Raw genomic sequence first — 16192 nt, 5'->3', positions numbered from 1 at the left:
TTTTTTATCGTGACGCGCCGCGCATGCCGCGTGGCGCAAGCCGCCGAATCAGCGCTGCGCCTGCATCAGCGGCGGACGGCGGTCGAACCACGGCCGCGCCTGTTCGAGCTGCCGCGCGAGCCGGAGCAGCAGCGCGTCGTCGGCGTGGCGCGCGGCGAACTGCACGCCGATCGGCAGCCCACGCGCATTCCAGTACAGCGGCACCGACATCGCCGGCTGCCCGGTCAGGTTGAACAGCTCGGTGCAGCCGGCCCACGCGAACGCCTTCTCCGACGATTTCGCGAGCATTTCCTTCAGCAGCGGCTTCACCGGCAGCGCGGCGAGCAGCTTCATCTGCGCGGATTCGAACGGCGTCGGCTGCAATTCACCGATCTTCACCGGCGGCCCCGCGAGCGATGCGCACAGGATCGCGTCGTAACGCGACACGAGACCGGCGACCTGCACGGTGAGCTGGCGCTGCCATTCGAGCACGTCCGGCAGGCGCGTGCGCGCGAGCCGTCGGCCGACCACCGCCATCGCCCACGTCGCGGCCTCGAATTCGCCGCGCCGGGGCGTGCGGCCGGTCAGCGCGCGCGCGCCGAGCACCATGTCCTCGGCGATCGTCGCCCACAGCGTCAGGAAGGTTTCGGCCGCGCGCGCGTAGTCGATCGGCAGCGTCGCCGGCTCGACGCGGTGGCCGAGCGATTCGAGCAGCGCGGCCGCGTCGTCGAGCGCCGCGCGCGTGTCGTCGGCGAGTGCCGGCGCGAGCATCGGATCGACGACGAGGCCGATCCGCAGCGGGCCGGGCGGCGTATCGAGCGCGCCGAGGAAGGTGCCGGGCGCGCCGGGCGGCAGCGTCTGGCCGGTCGTCACGTCGAGCAGCAGCGCACTGTCGCGCACGCTGCGCGACACCGCGTGCTGGACGACGAGTTCGCCGTTCGACGGCAGGTCGACGAGCACCGGGTTGCGGCTCGGCTTCAGCCCGAACAGCCCGCAGCACGACGCCGGAATGCGGATCGAGCCGCCGCCGTCGGACGCATGCGCGAGCGGTACGATGCCGGCCGCGACGGCCGCCGCCGCGCCGCCGCTCGACCCGCCGGGTGTGTGGTCGAGATTCCACGGGTTGCGGCACGCGCCGAACAGTTCCGGTTCCGTGTACGGCATCTGGCCGATCTCGGGCGTGTTGGTCTTGCCGAATACGTTCAGGCCCGCCGCGCGGCTGCGCGCGATCACCGGCGAATCGTCGGCCGGCACGAAGTACCGGTAGTGCCGGCTGCCCATCGACAGCGGCAGCCCGGCGACCGCCGCGCCGAGATCCTTGACGAGATACGGCACGCCCGCGAACGGCGCGTCGGCGCCGGGTTGGGGCGCGGCCGCCGCACGCGCGCGCGCGGCTTCGTAGTCCTGCAGCACGATCGCGTTGATCGCGCCGTTCACCGCTTCGGCCTGGCCGATCGCGGCGTCGAGCAGTTCGCGCGGGCTGGCGTGGCGGTCGCGCACGAGCGCGGCGAGGCCGATTGCGTCATGCGCGAGATAGTCCGAGTGCATCGCGGTCACCCCCGTTGTGACTCGTGGCGATGGTGCGAGCATAACGCGGGCCCGGCGCGCCGGGCCCGCGGCCGGGCCTTTTCAGAGATGCTCGGCGAGGAAGGTCAGCGTGCGGCCGTGCGCGAGCGCCGCGGCGCGCTGGTTGTACGACGCGCGGTCCGTGCAGTTGAAGCCGTGCTCGGCGCCCGGGTACACGTGGAACGAAGCGTTGCCGCGGCCGGCGAATGCGGCCTTCACCTGATCGACGGCCGTGAGCGGAATCCCGTGGTCGTTTTCCGCGTAGTGGAACAGGATCGGCTGCGTGACCTGGCCGGCGAGGTCGAGCGCATTCTGGATGCCGCCGCCGTAATAGGCCACCGCCGCGTCCAGCTTGCCGGTCGCGGCCGCGCGATACGCGAGCTGGCCGCCGAAGCAGTAGCCGATCGCGGCGAGCTTGCCGGCCACTTCGGGGCGCGCGCGCAACGCGTCGGCCGCCGCGACGATGTCCGCGACCGCGAGACCCACGTCGGTCTTCTTCAGCAGCTCGATGCCCTTGTCGCGATCCGCACCCTCGTAGGTCAGCTCGACGCGCGGCTGCGTGCGCCAGAATACGTCCGGCGCGAGCGCGACGAAGCCGTCGGCCGCGTACTGATCGGCGACCGCGCGGATGTGCGCGTTCACGCCGAAGATCTCCTGGATGATGATGACGGCAGGGCCCTTGCCGCGCTTGGGCAGGGCGAGATAGCCGCCGAAGCTGTCGTTACCGGTCGGGATGTCGATCCATTGGGCAGTCACGTTCTGAACTCCTGCGTGCGGGGTGCGCAAGGCGCCCCCGGGGATGAAAAGAGGCGGCCTAGTGTGCCACCAATCGCCCGCTGCTGCAGCGCACGCGGCCGCTTCTCGCGCCGCGATCGTTTCGATCTCGATTTTTCATTTTTCGGCGCCGCGCCGCTTCGATAGAGTCGACGGGTCGGCCTTTACAAAGCGCTTTCGCGCATCGTCATCGAGGGATTCGCCATGTCTGCCCGCTCGTTTTCCACGCCCTTTTCCGCACGCTTCGGCCTGCGCCTGCCGCTCGTGCAGGCGCCGATGGTCGGCGCGACCACGACCGCGATGGTCGCCGCCGCATCGAATGCCGGTGCGCTCGGCAGCCTCGGCGCCGGCGCGCTCGCGCCCGAACGGATCGACGCCGAAGTCGCCGCGATCCGCGCGGCGACCGATCGCCCGTTCGCGATCAACCTGTTCGTGTTGCCCGATGAAGCCGCGCCCGACGCGGCGACCGTCGCGCGCGCGCTGGCGGCGATCGACCCGCTGAATGCCACGCTCGGCTTGCCGCCTGGCACGGCGCCCGCGCGCTACGCGCCCGATTTCCGCGCGCAGCTCGATGCGCTCGTCGCGCTGCGCGTGCCGGTCGCGAGCTTCACGTTCGGCGTGCTCGACGCAGCCGACGTCGCACGCCTGAAAGCCGCCGGCACCTATGTGATCGGCACCGCGACGCACGTGGCCGAAGGGCTCGCGTGGCAGGCGGCCGGCGCCGACGCGATCTCCGCGCAGGGCGCCGAGGCGGGCGGCCACCGCGGCACCTTCATCGGTGCCGCCGACGACGCGCTGATCGGCACGCTCGCGCTCGTCCCGCAGCTCGTCGACGCGACGGGCCTGCCGGTGCTGGCCGCGGGCGGCATCATGGACGGCCGCGGCATCGCGGCCGCGCTCGCGCTTGGCGCGCAGGCCGCGCAACTCGGCACTGCGTTCCTCACGTGCGCGGAAAGCGCGATCGCCGCGGACTGGAAGGCGCGTCTGCTCGCGAGCGCCGATACGTCGACGCAGGTCACCCGTGCGATCACCGGCCGTCACGCACGCGGGCTGCGCAACATGCTGATGGCGCGGCTCGGCGAGCACGTGGTCGACGTCCCACCGTATCCGGTGCAGAACGCGCTGACCCAGCCGCTGCGGCAGGCGGCCGCGCGCGCGAATGACGGCGACTACCTGTCGCTGTGGGCCGGCCAGGGCGCGCCGCTCGCGCGGCGGCGCGGCGATGCGCTGACGACGTCGCAGCTGGTCGCCGCGCTCGATGCGGAATGGCGCGCATCGGCTGCCTGAACACCGTTTCGGCCGCTTGAGCCGTTCATGTGGGGCGACGAAACGCGCGTGGTGTCACGCGCGTTTCATTCAATGATCCAGGTCACAAAATACCGAATCGAAATGCCCGCGCGACTCGCTTGAAACGACCTTTCGACAGTGCGTCGAAATTAGCGGAAACCCTTATCCGCCGGGGCTTGCAGCGCGATTCGAATCATCCTTCCAAAGCGCGCATATCGGTAGTGTTACCACTATCCTAAAAAAGTCCCACAAATTAATTTGATCGCCTACACTTGCGCGCAAGTACGAGCGGGCGGCTGCTAAAAGCGGCGGTTTTCACGTGCTTGAGGCCAAGTGCATGAAGGATGCAACCGGCGAATCGTCCAGTGATTGCAAACACGGGGATGGCAGCGGGGCACCGGGCGATGGCGTTTTTTGGGACCGAACTGGAGACTTACATGAATATCAAGATGCAAAAGCTGTTGCCGATCACCGCAGCGGCAATGCTGTGCGCTGCAGCTGCAAGCAACGCGTCCGCCGATCAAGTCGTCAAGATCGGCCACGTCGCGCCGTTGACGGGCGGCATTGCACACCTGGGCAAGGACAACGAAAACGGCGCGCGTCTCGCGGTCGAGGAGATCAACGCGAAGGGTCTCACGATCGGCGGCCAGAAGATCACGCTGCAACTCGACCCGCAGGATGACGCCGCCGACCCGCGGCAGGCGACGCAGGTTGCGCAGAAGCTCGTCGACGACAAGGTCGTCGCGGTGGTCGGCCACCTGAACTCGGGCACGTCGATCCCGGCCTCGAAGATCTACAGCGATGCGGGCATCGTGCAGATCTCGCCGTCGGCGACCAACCCGGCCTACACGCAGCAAGGCTTCAAGACCACGTACCGCGTGGTGGCGACCGATGCGCAGCAGGGCCCGGCACTGGCGAACTACGCGCACTCGAAGGGCATCAAGAGCGTGGCGGTGGTCGACGATTCGACCGCGTACGGCCAGGGTCTCGCGAACGAGTTCGAGAAGAAGGCGAAGGCGCTCGGCCTGAAGGTGATGTCGCATGACGCGACGAACGACAAGGCGGTCGACTTCCGCGCGATTCTGACGAAGATCAAGGGCGAAAACCCGGACGCGATCATGTACGGCGGCATGGACGCCACCGGCGGCCCGTTCGCGAAACAGGCGAAGCAGCTCGGCCTGCGCGCGAAGATCTTCGCGGGCGACGGCGTGTGCACGGAAAAGCTGGCCGACCTGGCCGGCGACGCGACCGACAACATCGTGTGCTCGGAAGCCGGTGCCTCGCTCGAGAAGATGCCGGGCGGCGCGGCGTTCAAGGCGAAGTACGAGAAGCGCTTCGGCCAGCCGATCCAGATCTACGCACCGTTCACGTATGACGCCGTGTACATCATCGCCGACGCGATGAAGCGCGCGAACTCGACCGACACGGCGAAGATCCTCGCGGCGATGCCGGCGACGAAGTACACGGGCGTGATCGGCACGACGACCTTCGACGCGAAGGGCGACCTGCAGCACGGCGTGATTTCGCTGTACAACTACAAGAGCGGCAAGAAGTCGCTGCTCGACGAAGTGAAGATGTAACGCTTCAGCGGCCGACAGAAGGGGGGAAAGCGCGCATGCGGCAACGCATGCGCGCTTTCTTTTTGGGCCGGCTTACGCCGCCGCGCCGTCAGATCTTCAGGTGCGCGAGCACCCTGGGTGCGACGAGCGCGACGAGCGCCGCGCACAGTGCGACGACCGACAGGCCGATCGTCAGGTTCGCGGCCTGCGCGACCGCGCCGATCACGACCGGACCGAACAGCAGTCCGAAATACGCGAGCCCGGCCACGTGCGCGAGCCCTTCGGCCGCGTGGATGCCCTTCACGCGCGCGGCGGCCGCGAACAGCACCGGCATCATGTTGGCCAGCCCGAGGCCCATCAGCGTGAAACCCGTCAGCACCGCGACCGGATTCGGCAGCAGCAGCGCGCCGATCATCCCCGCACAGGCGAGCGACGCGCTCGCGAACACGAGCTGCGGCGCGCCGAAGCGGGCGCGCACCGCGTCGCCCGCGAAGCGTGCGATGGCCATCCCGCCGGAGAACGCCGCGTACGCGGCGCTCGCGAGCGCGGGGCTCGCCGCGACGACGTCGCGCATGTAGACGGTCGCCCAGTCGTACATCGCGCCTTCGGCGATCAGCGCAACCAGCGCGATGCCGCCGAGCATCCACAACGCGGGCGAGCGCCAGCGGTTGCCGCCGCCGTGCACCTGTTCGTGGTGCGGTACGTGCGGCAGCACGGCCGGGCTCGCGGCCACGAGCACCGCGGCGCTCGCCGCCGCCGCGAGCGCGAGATGCGCGACCGGCGCCATGCCGGCCGACAGCAGCGCGCCGCCGGCCGCCGCGCCGGCCATCCCGCCGATGCTGAACATCCCGTGCAGCGACGACATGATCGGCTTGCCGAGCGCGATTTCGACCGCGCTGGCCTCGGCGTTCATCGCGACGTCGAGTGTCGCCATCGAGAAGCCGAACAGCGCGAGCACCACGAGCAGCATCCAGTAGTCGGGCACGACGAGGATCAGCGCCGCGCACGCGGACATCACGAGCCCGCCGGCGACGCACGCGGTGCGCGAGCCGACGCGCGCGATCCAGCGCGCGATGGTCAGCATCGCGGCGATCGACCCGCCGGCGACCGCGAACAGCGCGATCGACAGCAGCCCGGGGCTCAGCGCGAACTTGTCGCGCACGGTCGGCACGTGCACGCCCCACGACGCGTACATCATGCCGGCGACGAAGAACAGCGCCATCGACGCCGTGCGCGCGCGCTGGCGCGCCGGCAGCGGCAGCACGCGATGCGCGTCGGGCGGCGCGGCGAACGGGGACGGCGATTCGGAGGAAGGGGATTCGGACACGGGAAGGCTCGTCAGGAAAATGCGCGGGCGCACGCGGCGCCGATCGGATTTGTCCGATTCTATCGAACCGCTTACGATCCTGCCGGGCGATGGCCGTTCGGCCGATGCGCGGGCGCTCGGGCCGTCCCGCGGCAGTGGCCTCGTGGCGCATTGGCCGTTTGGCCGATGCGCGGCGTGCGGCGCCCGCGGGTAACATCGAAACCCTGGCCGACGCGCCGCCTTTCGACCGCAGGAGTCACCTTGAACATCGATCCCGCCTTCGCGCTGCATCTGCTGCACCGCTGCACGTTCGGCACGCTCGCCACCCATGCGCGCGAACCGGAGGGCTTCCCGTATCCGACGGTCGTGCCGTTTGCACCCGATGCAAGCCATCGGCCGGTGATCCTGGTGAGCGGTCTGGCCGAGCACACGCGCAATCTCGCCGCCGATCCGCGCGCGGGTTTCCTCGTCGTCGACGCCAGCCCCGGCGATGTGTTGAGTGCCGAGCGTGCGACGCTGCTGGGCCGGTTCGTGCCGCTCGGCGACGATCCGCACGTCGCCGCGCGTTACCTGCGCTACGAACCGGGCGCCGCGGGCTATCTCGCGCTCGGCGATTTCGGGTTCTGGGCGCTCGAGATCGAGCGGTTGCGCCATATCGTCGGGTTCGGGCGGATGGGCTGGATCGACGGCGTGCAGCTCGATGCGCTGCCGCCGCTCGCGTTCGACGACGAACGGGCACTGTGGGCGGCATACGACGCGGGCGACGCCCGCCGCGACGGGCTCGACCTGCTCGGCGTCGATCGCCATGGCGCGGACTGGCGATGCGACGGCCGCCGCGTGCGCACGCCGTTCGACGCGCCGTCGGCCGACATCGGTGCGCTGCGCGAACAGCTGATCGCCCGCGCAAAGGATGTGACGTGACGTCACGGGTCAGTGATTTGTTCGTTTAGCAAACGGCGTCATCTGGTTTTCGCGAAACTCTCGTCCGATGAAAGCTTTGATTTTCTTCAATGCAGGGTAATTGCGTATGTTGAAAGACCTAATAGCCAATCGCTAATGTCCTAATCTCTATGGAGGAGCGTAAAAATTTGAGAAAAGGCCGCGGCCGGTCAAAATGACATGTGCGAATTTCAATTGATCTCGGGATTTTCATGAATCTCGCTTCTATCAAATCTTTTTTGTGCTAATCTCTGCCTTCAAAAATCCGAGGCACATATATTTCATGAATGGTGAGCTGGCTCAGACCGGCGCCATTGGTCAGATAGATAGAAAGGGAAACTATGTCTTCTTACAAGGACCTGCTGGCCCAGCGGGAGAAGCTGGAGAAGCAAATCGAAGAAGCGAAGTCGCGTGAATACGCTGAAGTGCTGAATGACGTGAAGCAGAAAATTGCCGACTACGGCTTTTCGCTCGCCGAACTCGGCCTCAGCCGCGCGAAGGCCGGCAAGGTCGGTCGTCCGCGCGCAGGCGTGGCGGCCAAGTATCGCGATCCGGAAACGGGCGCGACGTGGTCGGGTCGTGGCAAGCCGCCGCGCTGGATCGCCGGCAAGAACCGCGAACAGTTTGCGATTTAAGCGTTCGTTTAGGTTGCCCGCTCTTCGAAAGAGCCGCGTGTCCGTCGAGGAGCGCGGCTTTTTTGTTTTCCGGACACCGGCGGCCCAGCCGGGTCGTCATGAAGCTGTAAGCATGTCCGGTGAATGAAAATGCGACACGTTCGCATAAGCGATTGATTTAAATGAGAAATTTGTGGATATTGGCCGGGCTGGCGGGGCGCCTTTGATAGAATTGCGTACCGCACACCGATATCTCATATTTCATGTCCACGTTTTCCGGCGACGCGCAGAGCGCAGATAAGCACGCCGTTGCGCGCAAGAGCACGCTCGTCAGTATTGTCCTCAATGTCGTACTTGCGACATTTCAGATTGCGGTCGGCGTGATTGCGCATTCGCAAGCATTGATTGCGGACGGTGTGCATTCGATTTCCGATTTGATCTCGGATTTTGTCGTGCTGGTTGCGAATCGGCATAGCGGCGCATCGCCGGATGCCGACCACAATTACGGCCATAGCCGCTACGAGACGGTCGCGTCGCTGTTTCTCGGCGCGATCCTGATCGCGGTCGGTATCGGCATGCTCTGGCGCGCCGGCGACCGCCTCGTTAATCTCGAAAACATTCCGGCCGTGCATTTTTCCGCGCTGATCGTGGCGCTGACGGTACTCGTGTCGAAGGAAGCGCTGTTTCGCTACATGCTGCGCGAAGCGCGGCGCGTGCGCTCGGCGATGCTCGTCGCCAACGCATGGCATGCGCGTTCGGATGCGGCGTCGTCACTCGTCGTCGCGATCGGCATCGTCGGCAGCCTGGCCGGTGTGCGGCTGCTCGACCCGATCGCGGCGGCGATCGTCGGCTTCATGGTCGCGCGCATGGGCTGGACGTTCGGCTATGACGCGTTGCAGGACCTCTCCGACCGCGCGCTCGATACGGCCGACACGGCCGAGATCCGCGCGCTGCTCGTCGCGACGCCCGGCGTGCGCGACGTGCACGACCTGCGCACGCGCAAGATGGGCGATGCCGCGCTCGTGGACGCGCACATCCTCGTCGATCCGAAGATCTCCGTCTCGGAAGGGCATTACATCGCCGAGACCGCGCGGGCGCGCGTGCTGTCCGACCCGCGCGTGCTCGATGCGCTGATCCATGTCGACCCGGAGAACGATGCGGCGCGCCGTCCGGCGCTCGCGCTGCCGCCGCGCGGCGAACTGGCGGCGCGGCTCGAGGCCGCGCTCGCGCAGCGCGGGCTGCATGCGGCGGCGATCAACCTGCATTACCTGAGTACGGGGCTCGAGGTCGACGTGACGCTCGACGGCGATCCGCGCGACACCGATGCGGCGCTGGCCGCCCGGCTCGACATCGACACGCTGAAGCGCGAGTTCGGCGCACGCCGGATCGGCTTCACGCGCACGTTGACCGGGCAGACGTGACCGGCAACCGGCGGCCGGCACTGGCACCGGCAACGGCGAACGCGGCCCGCCGCAGGGCAGGCCCGCGCGTTACAGCGGCAGTTGCGTGTCGAACTTGATTTCGCGCAGCACGACGCTCGTGCGCACCTGCGACACGGCCGGGATCTTGAAGATGCGTTCGTGCAGGAACACGTCGTAGGCCTTGATGTCCGGCGCGACGATCTTGAGGATGTAATCGGCTTCGCCGGTCGTGCTGTAGCACTCGGTGACTTCCGGGCAGGTCGCGATCTCGCGCTCGAACTGCTCGACGCCGCCTTCGTTGTGGCGCGTCAGGTGCACGTGCGCGAGCGCGCAGACGTGCAGGCCGAGCTTCTCGCGATCGAGCAGCGCCGTGTAGCGCTGGATCACGCCCGACTGTTCCATGTCCTTGATGCGGCGCCAGCACGGCGTGCTCGACAGCCCGACCTGGTCGGAGATTTCCTGAACGGAACGGCGCGCGTCGAGCTGCAACAGGCGAAGGATTTTTTGCGAAAAGGAATCGAGCGTCACCTGCGCCTCCATGCGGCAGCTACAACACGCTGAATGTTAGAGCGCCGGGGAACGAAAGGCAATCTGGCGACGCGCCGTTGAGCGAGATTCGCTAATTTGCTCGCGGATCCGTGGGATTTTGTCCCGCCCCCGCGCTTTCCGACCGATCGGTATCCGACACGGCCAGGCCCGCGAGCGCGGCCTGCTGCCGGCGCAGGTCGGCGAGCATGTTGCAGAACAGCGCGCCTTGCTCGATCGCGTCGTCGAGCGCGACGTGCGTGTGCGGATGGTCGTCGAACCAGTGCTTCGGAAAGCGCGGCTTGATCGCCTTGCGGTACGGCAGGCCCGTCATCGCGAACGCGAGCGTCTTGATGTCGAGCGCCGACCACGAGAACGGGCAGCGCCCCGCGAACCGCATCATGTACCAGAACATGAACGTGAAATCGAAGCCGGCCGGCATCGCGACGAACACCGGCTTGCCGGGCAGCGCCTCGACCCATTCGACGTACGCGACCAGCGCCGCGTCGGGTGTCTGCAGATCGCGCCGGCACGCGGCCCAGGCTTCGGGCTCGGTCTTCCACCACGCTTCCTGCACCGGGTGAGCGCTGGCGCCGGGCAGCGTCTCGAGGTTCGCCGAGAACGTCGCGATCAGTTGCTTGTCCTCGGTATAGGCGGCCGACGCGAAGCTCAGCATCGAATGCGGGCCGGGAATCGGGCCGTCGGCTTCGACGTCGGTGCTGACGTAAATTTCCGGGATGGCGGTCTGGTTCATCCGAATACCTTGTCGGATACGAACGGGTTCGTGCGGCGCTCGTCGCCGAACGTCGACACCGGGCCGTGGCCGGGCACGAACGTGACGTCGTCGCCGAGCGGCCACAGCTTTTCCTTGATCGAACGCACGAGATCCTCGTGATTGCCGCGCGGGAAATCGGTGCGGCCGATCGAGCCCGCGAACAGCACGTCGCCGACGATCGCGACGCGATGCGCGCGGCTGAAGAACACGACGTGGCCGGGCGTGTGGCCCGGGCAGTGATAGACCTCGAGCGTCTCGTCGCCGAACCGCACGGTGTCGCCGTCGTTCAGCCAGTGGTCGGGCTCGAACACGTCGGCGGCCGGAAAGCCGAAGCGCTCGCTCTGCGTCGGCAGCTTCTCGATCCAGAAGCGTTCTTCTTCCTGCGGCCCCTCGATCGGCACGCCGTAGCGCGTCGCGAGCGTCTTCGCGCCCGCGCAGTGATCGATGTGCCCGTGCGTGAGCAGCACTTTCTCGACCTGCACGTTCTGCCGCGCGACTTCCTGTTCGATCCGGTCGAGATCGCCGCCCGGATCGACGACGGCGGCGCGGCCCGTCTTCTCGCAGACGAGCAGCGAGCAGTTCTGCTGGAACGGCGTGACCGGAATGAGCGTGACTTTCATGAGGGCACCGGCGGCTAAAAGGAGCGATTGTACCGGTCGCGCGCGTGGCCTGCCGTGCGTACGATGCATGCCGCAGCACGCGGATCAGGGCATTCCCGGAGCATGCCGATTGTTACAGCCATAGCGAGAATCAATGGTCTGCCGGGGGCCCTTTTCGAGACAAGGTTTTGATTTATGTATAATGCGCCCCATTGCGCGTGAATTTCACGCCATTCGCTGGTGTATCGGCCCCGTTAAACGAGGCGTCCGATCCACCGTCAAGCATCAGCCGCCGGGGAGTCCGGCGGTGTATCCAGCACCGAGCAGTCGGTGCTCACGTCTTGTCCGGCCGGGTGCTGCGCGCCCGCCTGCGGCCCTGCTGCCGCGCCGCCGGATGAGGCCTGTGCCGCCGTTCCTGTGCGTTGGTCGTAGCGACGCGCGCGAACGTGGAGCCATGTTCGATGGCGGCATGTGGGGTCTGGTCAGGCTGTTGGGGACAGGTTGCGCCAGACGTGAAAGCTAATCAGGACGGTTGCGGCCAGGACGAACGCCGCGCCCATGCTAGCCGCCTGCTCGCATTCGAGCGGGGCGTGCACGCATTTGCCGTCCGGGCCGCATATGTCTGCGTTGTGAAGCAGCGTTGTATCGATGCGGCCCGAACCAGAAGGCGACACGTCGATGAATTTACGTTTTCCGAGCCGATTCGGAACCATTGCATTGTTTTTTGCGCTGACGGGCTGTGCGGTACCATCCAGCCAGACCACCGGCAGCGTGAGCCAGAAGAAGGCGGTCGACAAGACCGCCGCCGCCGCGAAGGCGGACGACGACAAGCAGCCGCTCAATTTCGATTCCGCGCTGGCATCGATGCCGGCTGCCGACAGCAAGGACGCGAAGAAGTCGTCGCTGGCGGATGCCGAGCCGATCGACGGCAAGGATGTGTCCGATTTCCGCCAGAGCGGCCGCGCATCGTGGTACGGGCGGGATTTCCACGGCCGCCGCACCGCGAACGGCGAACGTTTCAACATGAACGCGTTCACCGCCGCGCACCGCACGCTGCCGCTGTCGTCGTACATCAAGGTGACGAACGCATCGACCGGCAAGTGGGTCGTCGTGAAGGTCAACGATCGCGGGCCGTTCAAGCGCGGCCGTGTGCTCGACCTGTCGTATGCGGCGGCCAAGGTGATCGGCCTCGTGCACGCCGGCACGGGCCGCGTGAAGATCGAAGGGCTGTCGCCGCAGGAAGCGCGCGATGCACGCAACGAAATGTTCGCATCGATCTCGGCGAAGTAACGCGGCGCAACAACCCGACGCAACAACCCGGCGGATCGTCCGCTCCTGCGCAAAGGGCTGCCTTCCGGCAGCCCTTTGTGTTTCCGCGCGGCGGCGTCGCGCGTCAGCCTTCGTCGCCTTCCTTCAGCACGAGCGCACGCGCATACAGCGTGTTGCGCGATGCGCCCGTCAGCGCGGCCGCGAGCTTGGCCGCGCTCTTCACCGGCACCTCTTCCAGCAGCAGCCTGAGCAGCGCGTCGTGCGCGGTGTCGTCGGCTTCGCCGCTTGCCGCCGGCGCGCCTTCGACGACCAGCACGAACTCGCCGCGCTGCCGGTTCGCATCGCCGGCGAGCCAGCTCTGTCCTTCGGCCAGGGTGCCCTGAAACAGTTGCTCGTGTAGCTTGGTGAGCTCGCGCGCGATCAGCAGCCGGCGCGCGGGGCCGAACGCGTCGGCGAGCGCGTCGACGGTTTCGGCGATCCGGTGCGGCGCTTCGTAGAACACCAGCGCGTACGGGTGCGACGCCAGCGCCTGCAGCGCGGTCGCGCGCTGTTTCGCCTTCGGCGGCAGGAAGCCAGCGAACGTGAACGCGCCGGCCCAGTCGCCGGCCACGCTCAGCGCGGTCACGGCCGCGCTTGGGCCCGGCAGCGGAACCACCGGGAAGCCGGCCGCGCGCACGGCGTCGACGAGCCGCGCGCCGGGGTCCGAGATGCCCGGCGTGCCGGCGTCCGACACGTAGGCCACGCGTTCGCCGCCACGCAGCAGTTCGATCACGCGCTGCGCGGCTTCGCGTTCGTTGTGCTCGTGCACGGCGACGAGCGGTTTCGAGATCCCGTAGCGGGCGAGCAACTGGCCCGTATTGCGGGTGTCTTCGGCCGCGATGCGGTCGGCGAGGCCGAGCACGTGCAGCGCGCGCAGCGTGATGTCGGCCGTATTGCCGATCGGCGTGGCGACCACGTAGAGCGCGGCGTCCGGGTAGTGCTGCGTATGCGCGAGTTCGAGGAGGGCAGTCATGGCAGGCAATGCACGCAATCGCGGCACGAGCGGAACAAGGACGGCATTGTGCCACGCGGCGCCGGCGCGGCCGGAGGGCGCCAGCGATCGGCCGCGTTCGGGCGACAACTTTTCCGGCGCGGCGCGATCCAAACCGGTCGGCGCGGCGTTCGAGCAGCGCGCGCGGCAGTTTCTCGAGCGTCGTGGCCTCGGGTTCGTCGCCGCGAACGTGACGATGCGCGGCGGCGAGCTCGATCTCGTGATGCGCGAGCCAGACGGCATGCTCGTATTCGTCGAAGTGCGCGCGCGGCGCAGCACCCGGCACGGCGGCGCGGCCGCGAGCGTCGGCTGGCGCAAGCGGCGGCGTCTGGTCGCGGCGGCGTTGCAGTTCTGGTCGCGGCACGGCGCCGGCGCCGCGTGCCGTTTCGACGTCGTCGCGTTCGAGGCCGGACGGCTTGCGTGGCTGCGCGACGCATTTCGTACCGACGATGCATAGCCGCGAGCTGTGACGAGATGTAAAGAGTTCTTGCCGGACCGCCGGAGAGGGCGCCGGAGTACGGTAAACTCGCCGCACCCACGATGTCGCGCGAGTTGTGCCGCGCGCCCAGTTCACCAGGAATCGATGTCAGTCGAACGTATTCAGCAACAATTCCGCGACAGCGCCGCGCTTCACGCCGAAGCGGCCGACGCGCTGTCGCTGCCGATCGCAGCCGCGGTCGATGCGATGTTCGCCGCACTGGCGAACGGCAACAAGATCGTCGCGTGCGGTGACGGCCCGTCGGCCGCCGCCGCGCAGTACCTCGCCGCGTCGCTCGTCGGCGGTTTCGAGCGCGAGCGTCCGGGCCTGCCCGCGATCGCGCTGGCCACCGACGCATCGCAGGCCGGCCTCGCGGGCGCGGCGGCGGCCGAGCAGTTGTTCGCGCAGCAGGTGCGCGTGCTGGGCCAGACGGGCGACATCCTGCTGGTGCTCGACGCGCTCGGCGCTTCGCCGCGCGTGCTCGCGGCGATCGACGAGGCGCACGAGCGCGAGATGACCGTCGTCGCGTTGACGGGCGGCAACGACCACACGGTCGCGGCCGCGCTGTCCGATACCGATATTCCGATCAGCGTGCCCGCCGTTCGCGCGGCGCGCATCCACGAAGTCCATCTGCTGACCATCCACTGCCTGTGCGACGGCATCGACGCGATGCTGCTGGGTGAGGATTGAACGAAGGAGAGCCGTCGATGAATCAAAGCCGCGTCAAACAGACGCTCGTCAGAACCACGCTGCTCGCCGCGCTGACGGCGGGCCTCGCCGTGTCGCTGCAGGGTTGTGTGCTCGGGGTCGTGGGCGCAGCGGCCGGCGGCGGCGCGCTGATCGCGACCGATCGCCGCACGCTCGGCGCGCAGACGGAGGATCGCGAGATCCAGGTCAAGTCGCTCACGCAGATCAACAACGGGCTGCCCGACCAGTCGCACGTGAACGTGACGGTGTTCAACCGCCGCGTGCTGCTGACGGGCGAAGTGCCGAACGATGCGTCGAAGCAGCGCGCCGAGGAAATCGTGCGCGGCATCAACAACGTGAACGGCATCGTCAACGAGCTGTCGGTCGGGCCGGCGTCGTCGCTGTCGTCGCGCGCGAACGACTCGTACCTCGAAGGGCGCGTGAAATCGGAGCTGATCGCGACGAAGGGCATCTCGGCGAACTACTACAAGGTCGTCAGCGAGCGCGGCAATCTTTATCTGATGGGGCTCGTCACGGTCGATGAAGGCAATCGCGGCGCCGAAGCCGCGAGCCAGGTGCCGGGCGTCGAGAAGGTCGTGAAGGTATTCCAGTACGTGAAGCCGCAGGACGCGCAGGCGCTGCAGGACGCGTCGCCCGCGAGCGGCGCATCCGGCGCGCAGGCGGCTGCCGCCCCGGCGGACAGCGCGACGGTGGGCGCGGTGCCCGACGCGTCGGTGCAGTCCGCGCCGCTGCAGCCGCCCGCGCCGATCTCGAATTCGTCGAGCGTGCATCCGGGCAATCCGAAGGCGAAGGCGCAATGACGGGCAGGCAGATGACGCAGATGAAACGATGGATGGTGCAGGGCGTCGCGGCCGCGGCGCTCGTGGCCGGCACGCTGGGCGCCGCGCACGCGGACGTCGGCGACGGCCTGAAGGTTGCGCGCAGCAACGCGTGCATGGGCTGCCACGCGGTCGACCGCAAGCTCGTCGGCCCGTCGTTCAAGGATATCGCCGCGCGCTACAAGTCCGATCCGCAGGCCGTCGCGAAGCTGTCGAAGAAGGTGAAGGACGGCGGTTCGGGCGTCTGGGGCGCGATTCCGATGCCCGCGCATCCGCGCATGAGCGACGCCGACGTCCGGTCGGTGGTCGAATGGGTGCTGGCCGGCGCGCCGTCAAAGTAATGCGCTGCGGGTGACGTAACCCCTATTGCCAAGCGCGGAAATGCGTGTGTATGATGGTCGACTGTTGGGGCGGTAGCTCAGCTGGGAGAGCGTCGCGTTCGCAATGCGAAGGTCGGGAGTTCGATCCTCCTCCGCTCCACCAACGGAATTTGAAAGGCCCGATCGCGAGATCGGGCCTTTTTGTTTTCCCGCAGGACCGTGGTC

At 67.7% G+C, this 16192-nt stretch carries 18 protein-coding genes and 1 tRNA gene; 11 read left to right on the top strand and 8 right to left on the bottom strand.

The features are described 5' to 3' along the window. Positions 1–48: 48 nt before the first annotated feature. A complete protein-coding gene (locus HWX76_RS24990; protein WP_124556859.1) occupies positions 49–1527 on the bottom strand; it encodes an amidase family protein in 1479 nt (492 codons plus the stop codon). A gap of 81 nt (positions 1528–1608) precedes the next feature. After that, positions 1609–2301 (bottom strand): dienelactone hydrolase family protein, encoded by a 693-nt coding sequence (locus tag HWX76_RS24985; RefSeq protein WP_050011828.1) that lies wholly within the window; start codon positions 2299–2301, stop codon positions 1609–1611. Positions 2302–2523: 222 nt separating this feature from the next. Between HWX76_RS24985 and HWX76_RS24980 the strand changes: the two genes are divergently transcribed. Together HWX76_RS24980 and HWX76_RS24975 are read left to right on the top strand one after the other, a co-directional pair. Continuing rightward, on the top strand, positions 2524–3606 hold the full coding sequence (locus HWX76_RS24980) for a nitronate monooxygenase (RefSeq protein ID WP_176016509.1): 1083 nt from the start codon (positions 2524–2526) through the stop codon (positions 3604–3606). 437 nt (positions 3607–4043) lie between these two features. Next, positions 4044–5186: a branched-chain amino acid ABC transporter substrate-binding protein gene (locus HWX76_RS24975; RefSeq protein ID WP_050011830.1), complete on the top strand. Its 1143-nt coding sequence runs from the start codon at positions 4044–4046 to the stop codon at positions 5184–5186. Between the two features lie 88 nt (positions 5187–5274). Here the strand turns inward: HWX76_RS24975 and HWX76_RS24970 are convergent, their stop codons facing one another. After that, the gene (locus tag HWX76_RS24970) at positions 5275–6492 is read right to left on the bottom strand and encodes an MFS transporter (RefSeq protein ID WP_050012092.1); all 1218 of its coding nucleotides are present in this window, start codon (positions 6490–6492) and stop codon (positions 5275–5277) included. 240 nt (positions 6493–6732) lie between these two features. Between HWX76_RS24970 and HWX76_RS24965 the strand changes: the two genes are divergently transcribed. The 3 genes from HWX76_RS24965 to HWX76_RS24955 all read left to right on the top strand — a co-directional run bounded on the left by HWX76_RS24965 (position 6733) and on the right by HWX76_RS24955 (position 9445). Continuing rightward, complete coding sequence (locus HWX76_RS24965; protein ID WP_124631749.1) at positions 6733–7392, top strand: pyridoxamine 5'-phosphate oxidase family protein; 660 nt, start codon at positions 6733–6735, stop codon at positions 7390–7392. A gap of 359 nt (positions 7393–7751) precedes the next feature. After that, positions 7752–8045, top strand: coding sequence for an H-NS histone family protein (locus HWX76_RS24960; RefSeq protein WP_006491875.1), 294 nt, complete (start codon positions 7752–7754; stop codon positions 8043–8045). Between the two features lie 242 nt (positions 8046–8287). Continuing rightward, the gene (locus HWX76_RS24955; protein ID WP_050011832.1) at positions 8288–9445 is read left to right on the top strand and encodes a cation diffusion facilitator family transporter; all 1158 of its coding nucleotides are present in this window, start codon (positions 8288–8290) and stop codon (positions 9443–9445) included. Positions 9446–9514: 69 nt separating this feature from the next. Here the strand turns inward: HWX76_RS24955 and HWX76_RS24950 are convergent, their stop codons facing one another. The 4 genes from HWX76_RS24950 to HWX76_RS24935 form a co-directional block, all read right to left on the bottom strand. Then, complete coding sequence (locus tag HWX76_RS24950; protein ID WP_006477376.1) at positions 9515–9985, bottom strand: Lrp/AsnC family transcriptional regulator; 471 nt, start codon at positions 9983–9985, stop codon at positions 9515–9517. A gap of 79 nt (positions 9986–10064) precedes the next feature. Further along, a complete protein-coding gene (locus tag HWX76_RS24945) occupies positions 10065–10724 on the bottom strand; it encodes an exonuclease (RefSeq protein ID WP_050011833.1) in 660 nt (219 codons plus the stop codon). After that, positions 10721–11365, bottom strand: coding sequence for an MBL fold metallo-hydrolase (locus tag HWX76_RS24940; RefSeq protein ID WP_050011834.1), 645 nt, complete (start codon positions 11363–11365; stop codon positions 10721–10723). Before HWX76_RS24940 ends, HWX76_RS24945 begins: the two co-directional genes overlap by 4 nt. Before the next feature lie 461 nt (positions 11366–11826). Beyond that, positions 11827–12141, bottom strand: a complete 315-nt coding sequence (locus HWX76_RS24935) for a hypothetical protein (RefSeq protein ID WP_162484451.1) — start codon at positions 12139–12141, stop codon at positions 11827–11829. Between HWX76_RS24935 and HWX76_RS24930 the strand changes: the two genes are divergently transcribed. Further along, a complete protein-coding gene (locus tag HWX76_RS24930) occupies positions 12023–12634 on the top strand; it encodes a septal ring lytic transglycosylase RlpA family protein (protein WP_050011835.1) in 612 nt (203 codons plus the stop codon). The genes HWX76_RS24935 and HWX76_RS24930 overlap by 119 nt on opposite strands. Before the next feature lie 103 nt (positions 12635–12737). On the opposite strand, the gene rsmI is transcribed toward HWX76_RS24930, so the two are convergent. Further along, entirely contained in the window at positions 12738–13625 is an 888-nt protein-coding gene (gene rsmI / locus HWX76_RS24925) for a 16S rRNA (cytidine(1402)-2'-O)-methyltransferase (RefSeq protein ID WP_124556836.1), read from the bottom strand. Positions 13626–13671: 46 nt separating this feature from the next. Between rsmI and HWX76_RS24920 the strand changes: the two genes are divergently transcribed. The 5 genes from HWX76_RS24920 (at position 13672) to HWX76_RS24900 (ending at position 16130) form a co-directional block, all read left to right on the top strand. After that, positions 13672–14100, top strand: coding sequence for a YraN family protein (locus tag HWX76_RS24920; protein WP_176016556.1), 429 nt, complete (start codon positions 13672–13674; stop codon positions 14098–14100). A 126-nt stretch (positions 14101–14226) separates the two neighbouring features. Beyond that, positions 14227–14811 carry an SIS domain-containing protein gene (locus HWX76_RS24915; protein ID WP_050011838.1) on the top strand — a complete coding sequence of 195 codons (585 nt, stop codon included), beginning with the start codon at positions 14227–14229 and terminating at the stop codon, positions 14809–14811. Between the two features lie 17 nt (positions 14812–14828). After that, the gene (locus tag HWX76_RS24910) at positions 14829–15629 is read left to right on the top strand and encodes a BON domain-containing protein (protein WP_050011839.1); all 801 of its coding nucleotides are present in this window, start codon (positions 14829–14831) and stop codon (positions 15627–15629) included. Next, positions 15626–15988 carry a c-type cytochrome gene (locus tag HWX76_RS24905; protein WP_124631748.1) on the top strand — a complete coding sequence of 121 codons (363 nt, stop codon included), beginning with the start codon at positions 15626–15628 and terminating at the stop codon, positions 15986–15988. The genes HWX76_RS24910 and HWX76_RS24905 overlap by 4 nt, the downstream gene beginning before the upstream one ends. Positions 15989–16054: 66 nt before the next feature. Then, positions 16055–16130, top strand: a tRNA-Ala gene (locus tag HWX76_RS24900). The last annotated feature ends 62 nt before the right edge of the window (positions 16131–16192 follow it).

Source organism: Burkholderia sp. BCC0398, assembly GCF_902833245.1.
Classification (GTDB): Bacteria; Pseudomonadota; Gammaproteobacteria; order Burkholderiales; family Burkholderiaceae; genus Burkholderia; species Burkholderia sola.
Note: the sequence above shows the minus strand (reverse complement) of the source record. Positions and strands in the feature narration are given on the sequence as shown.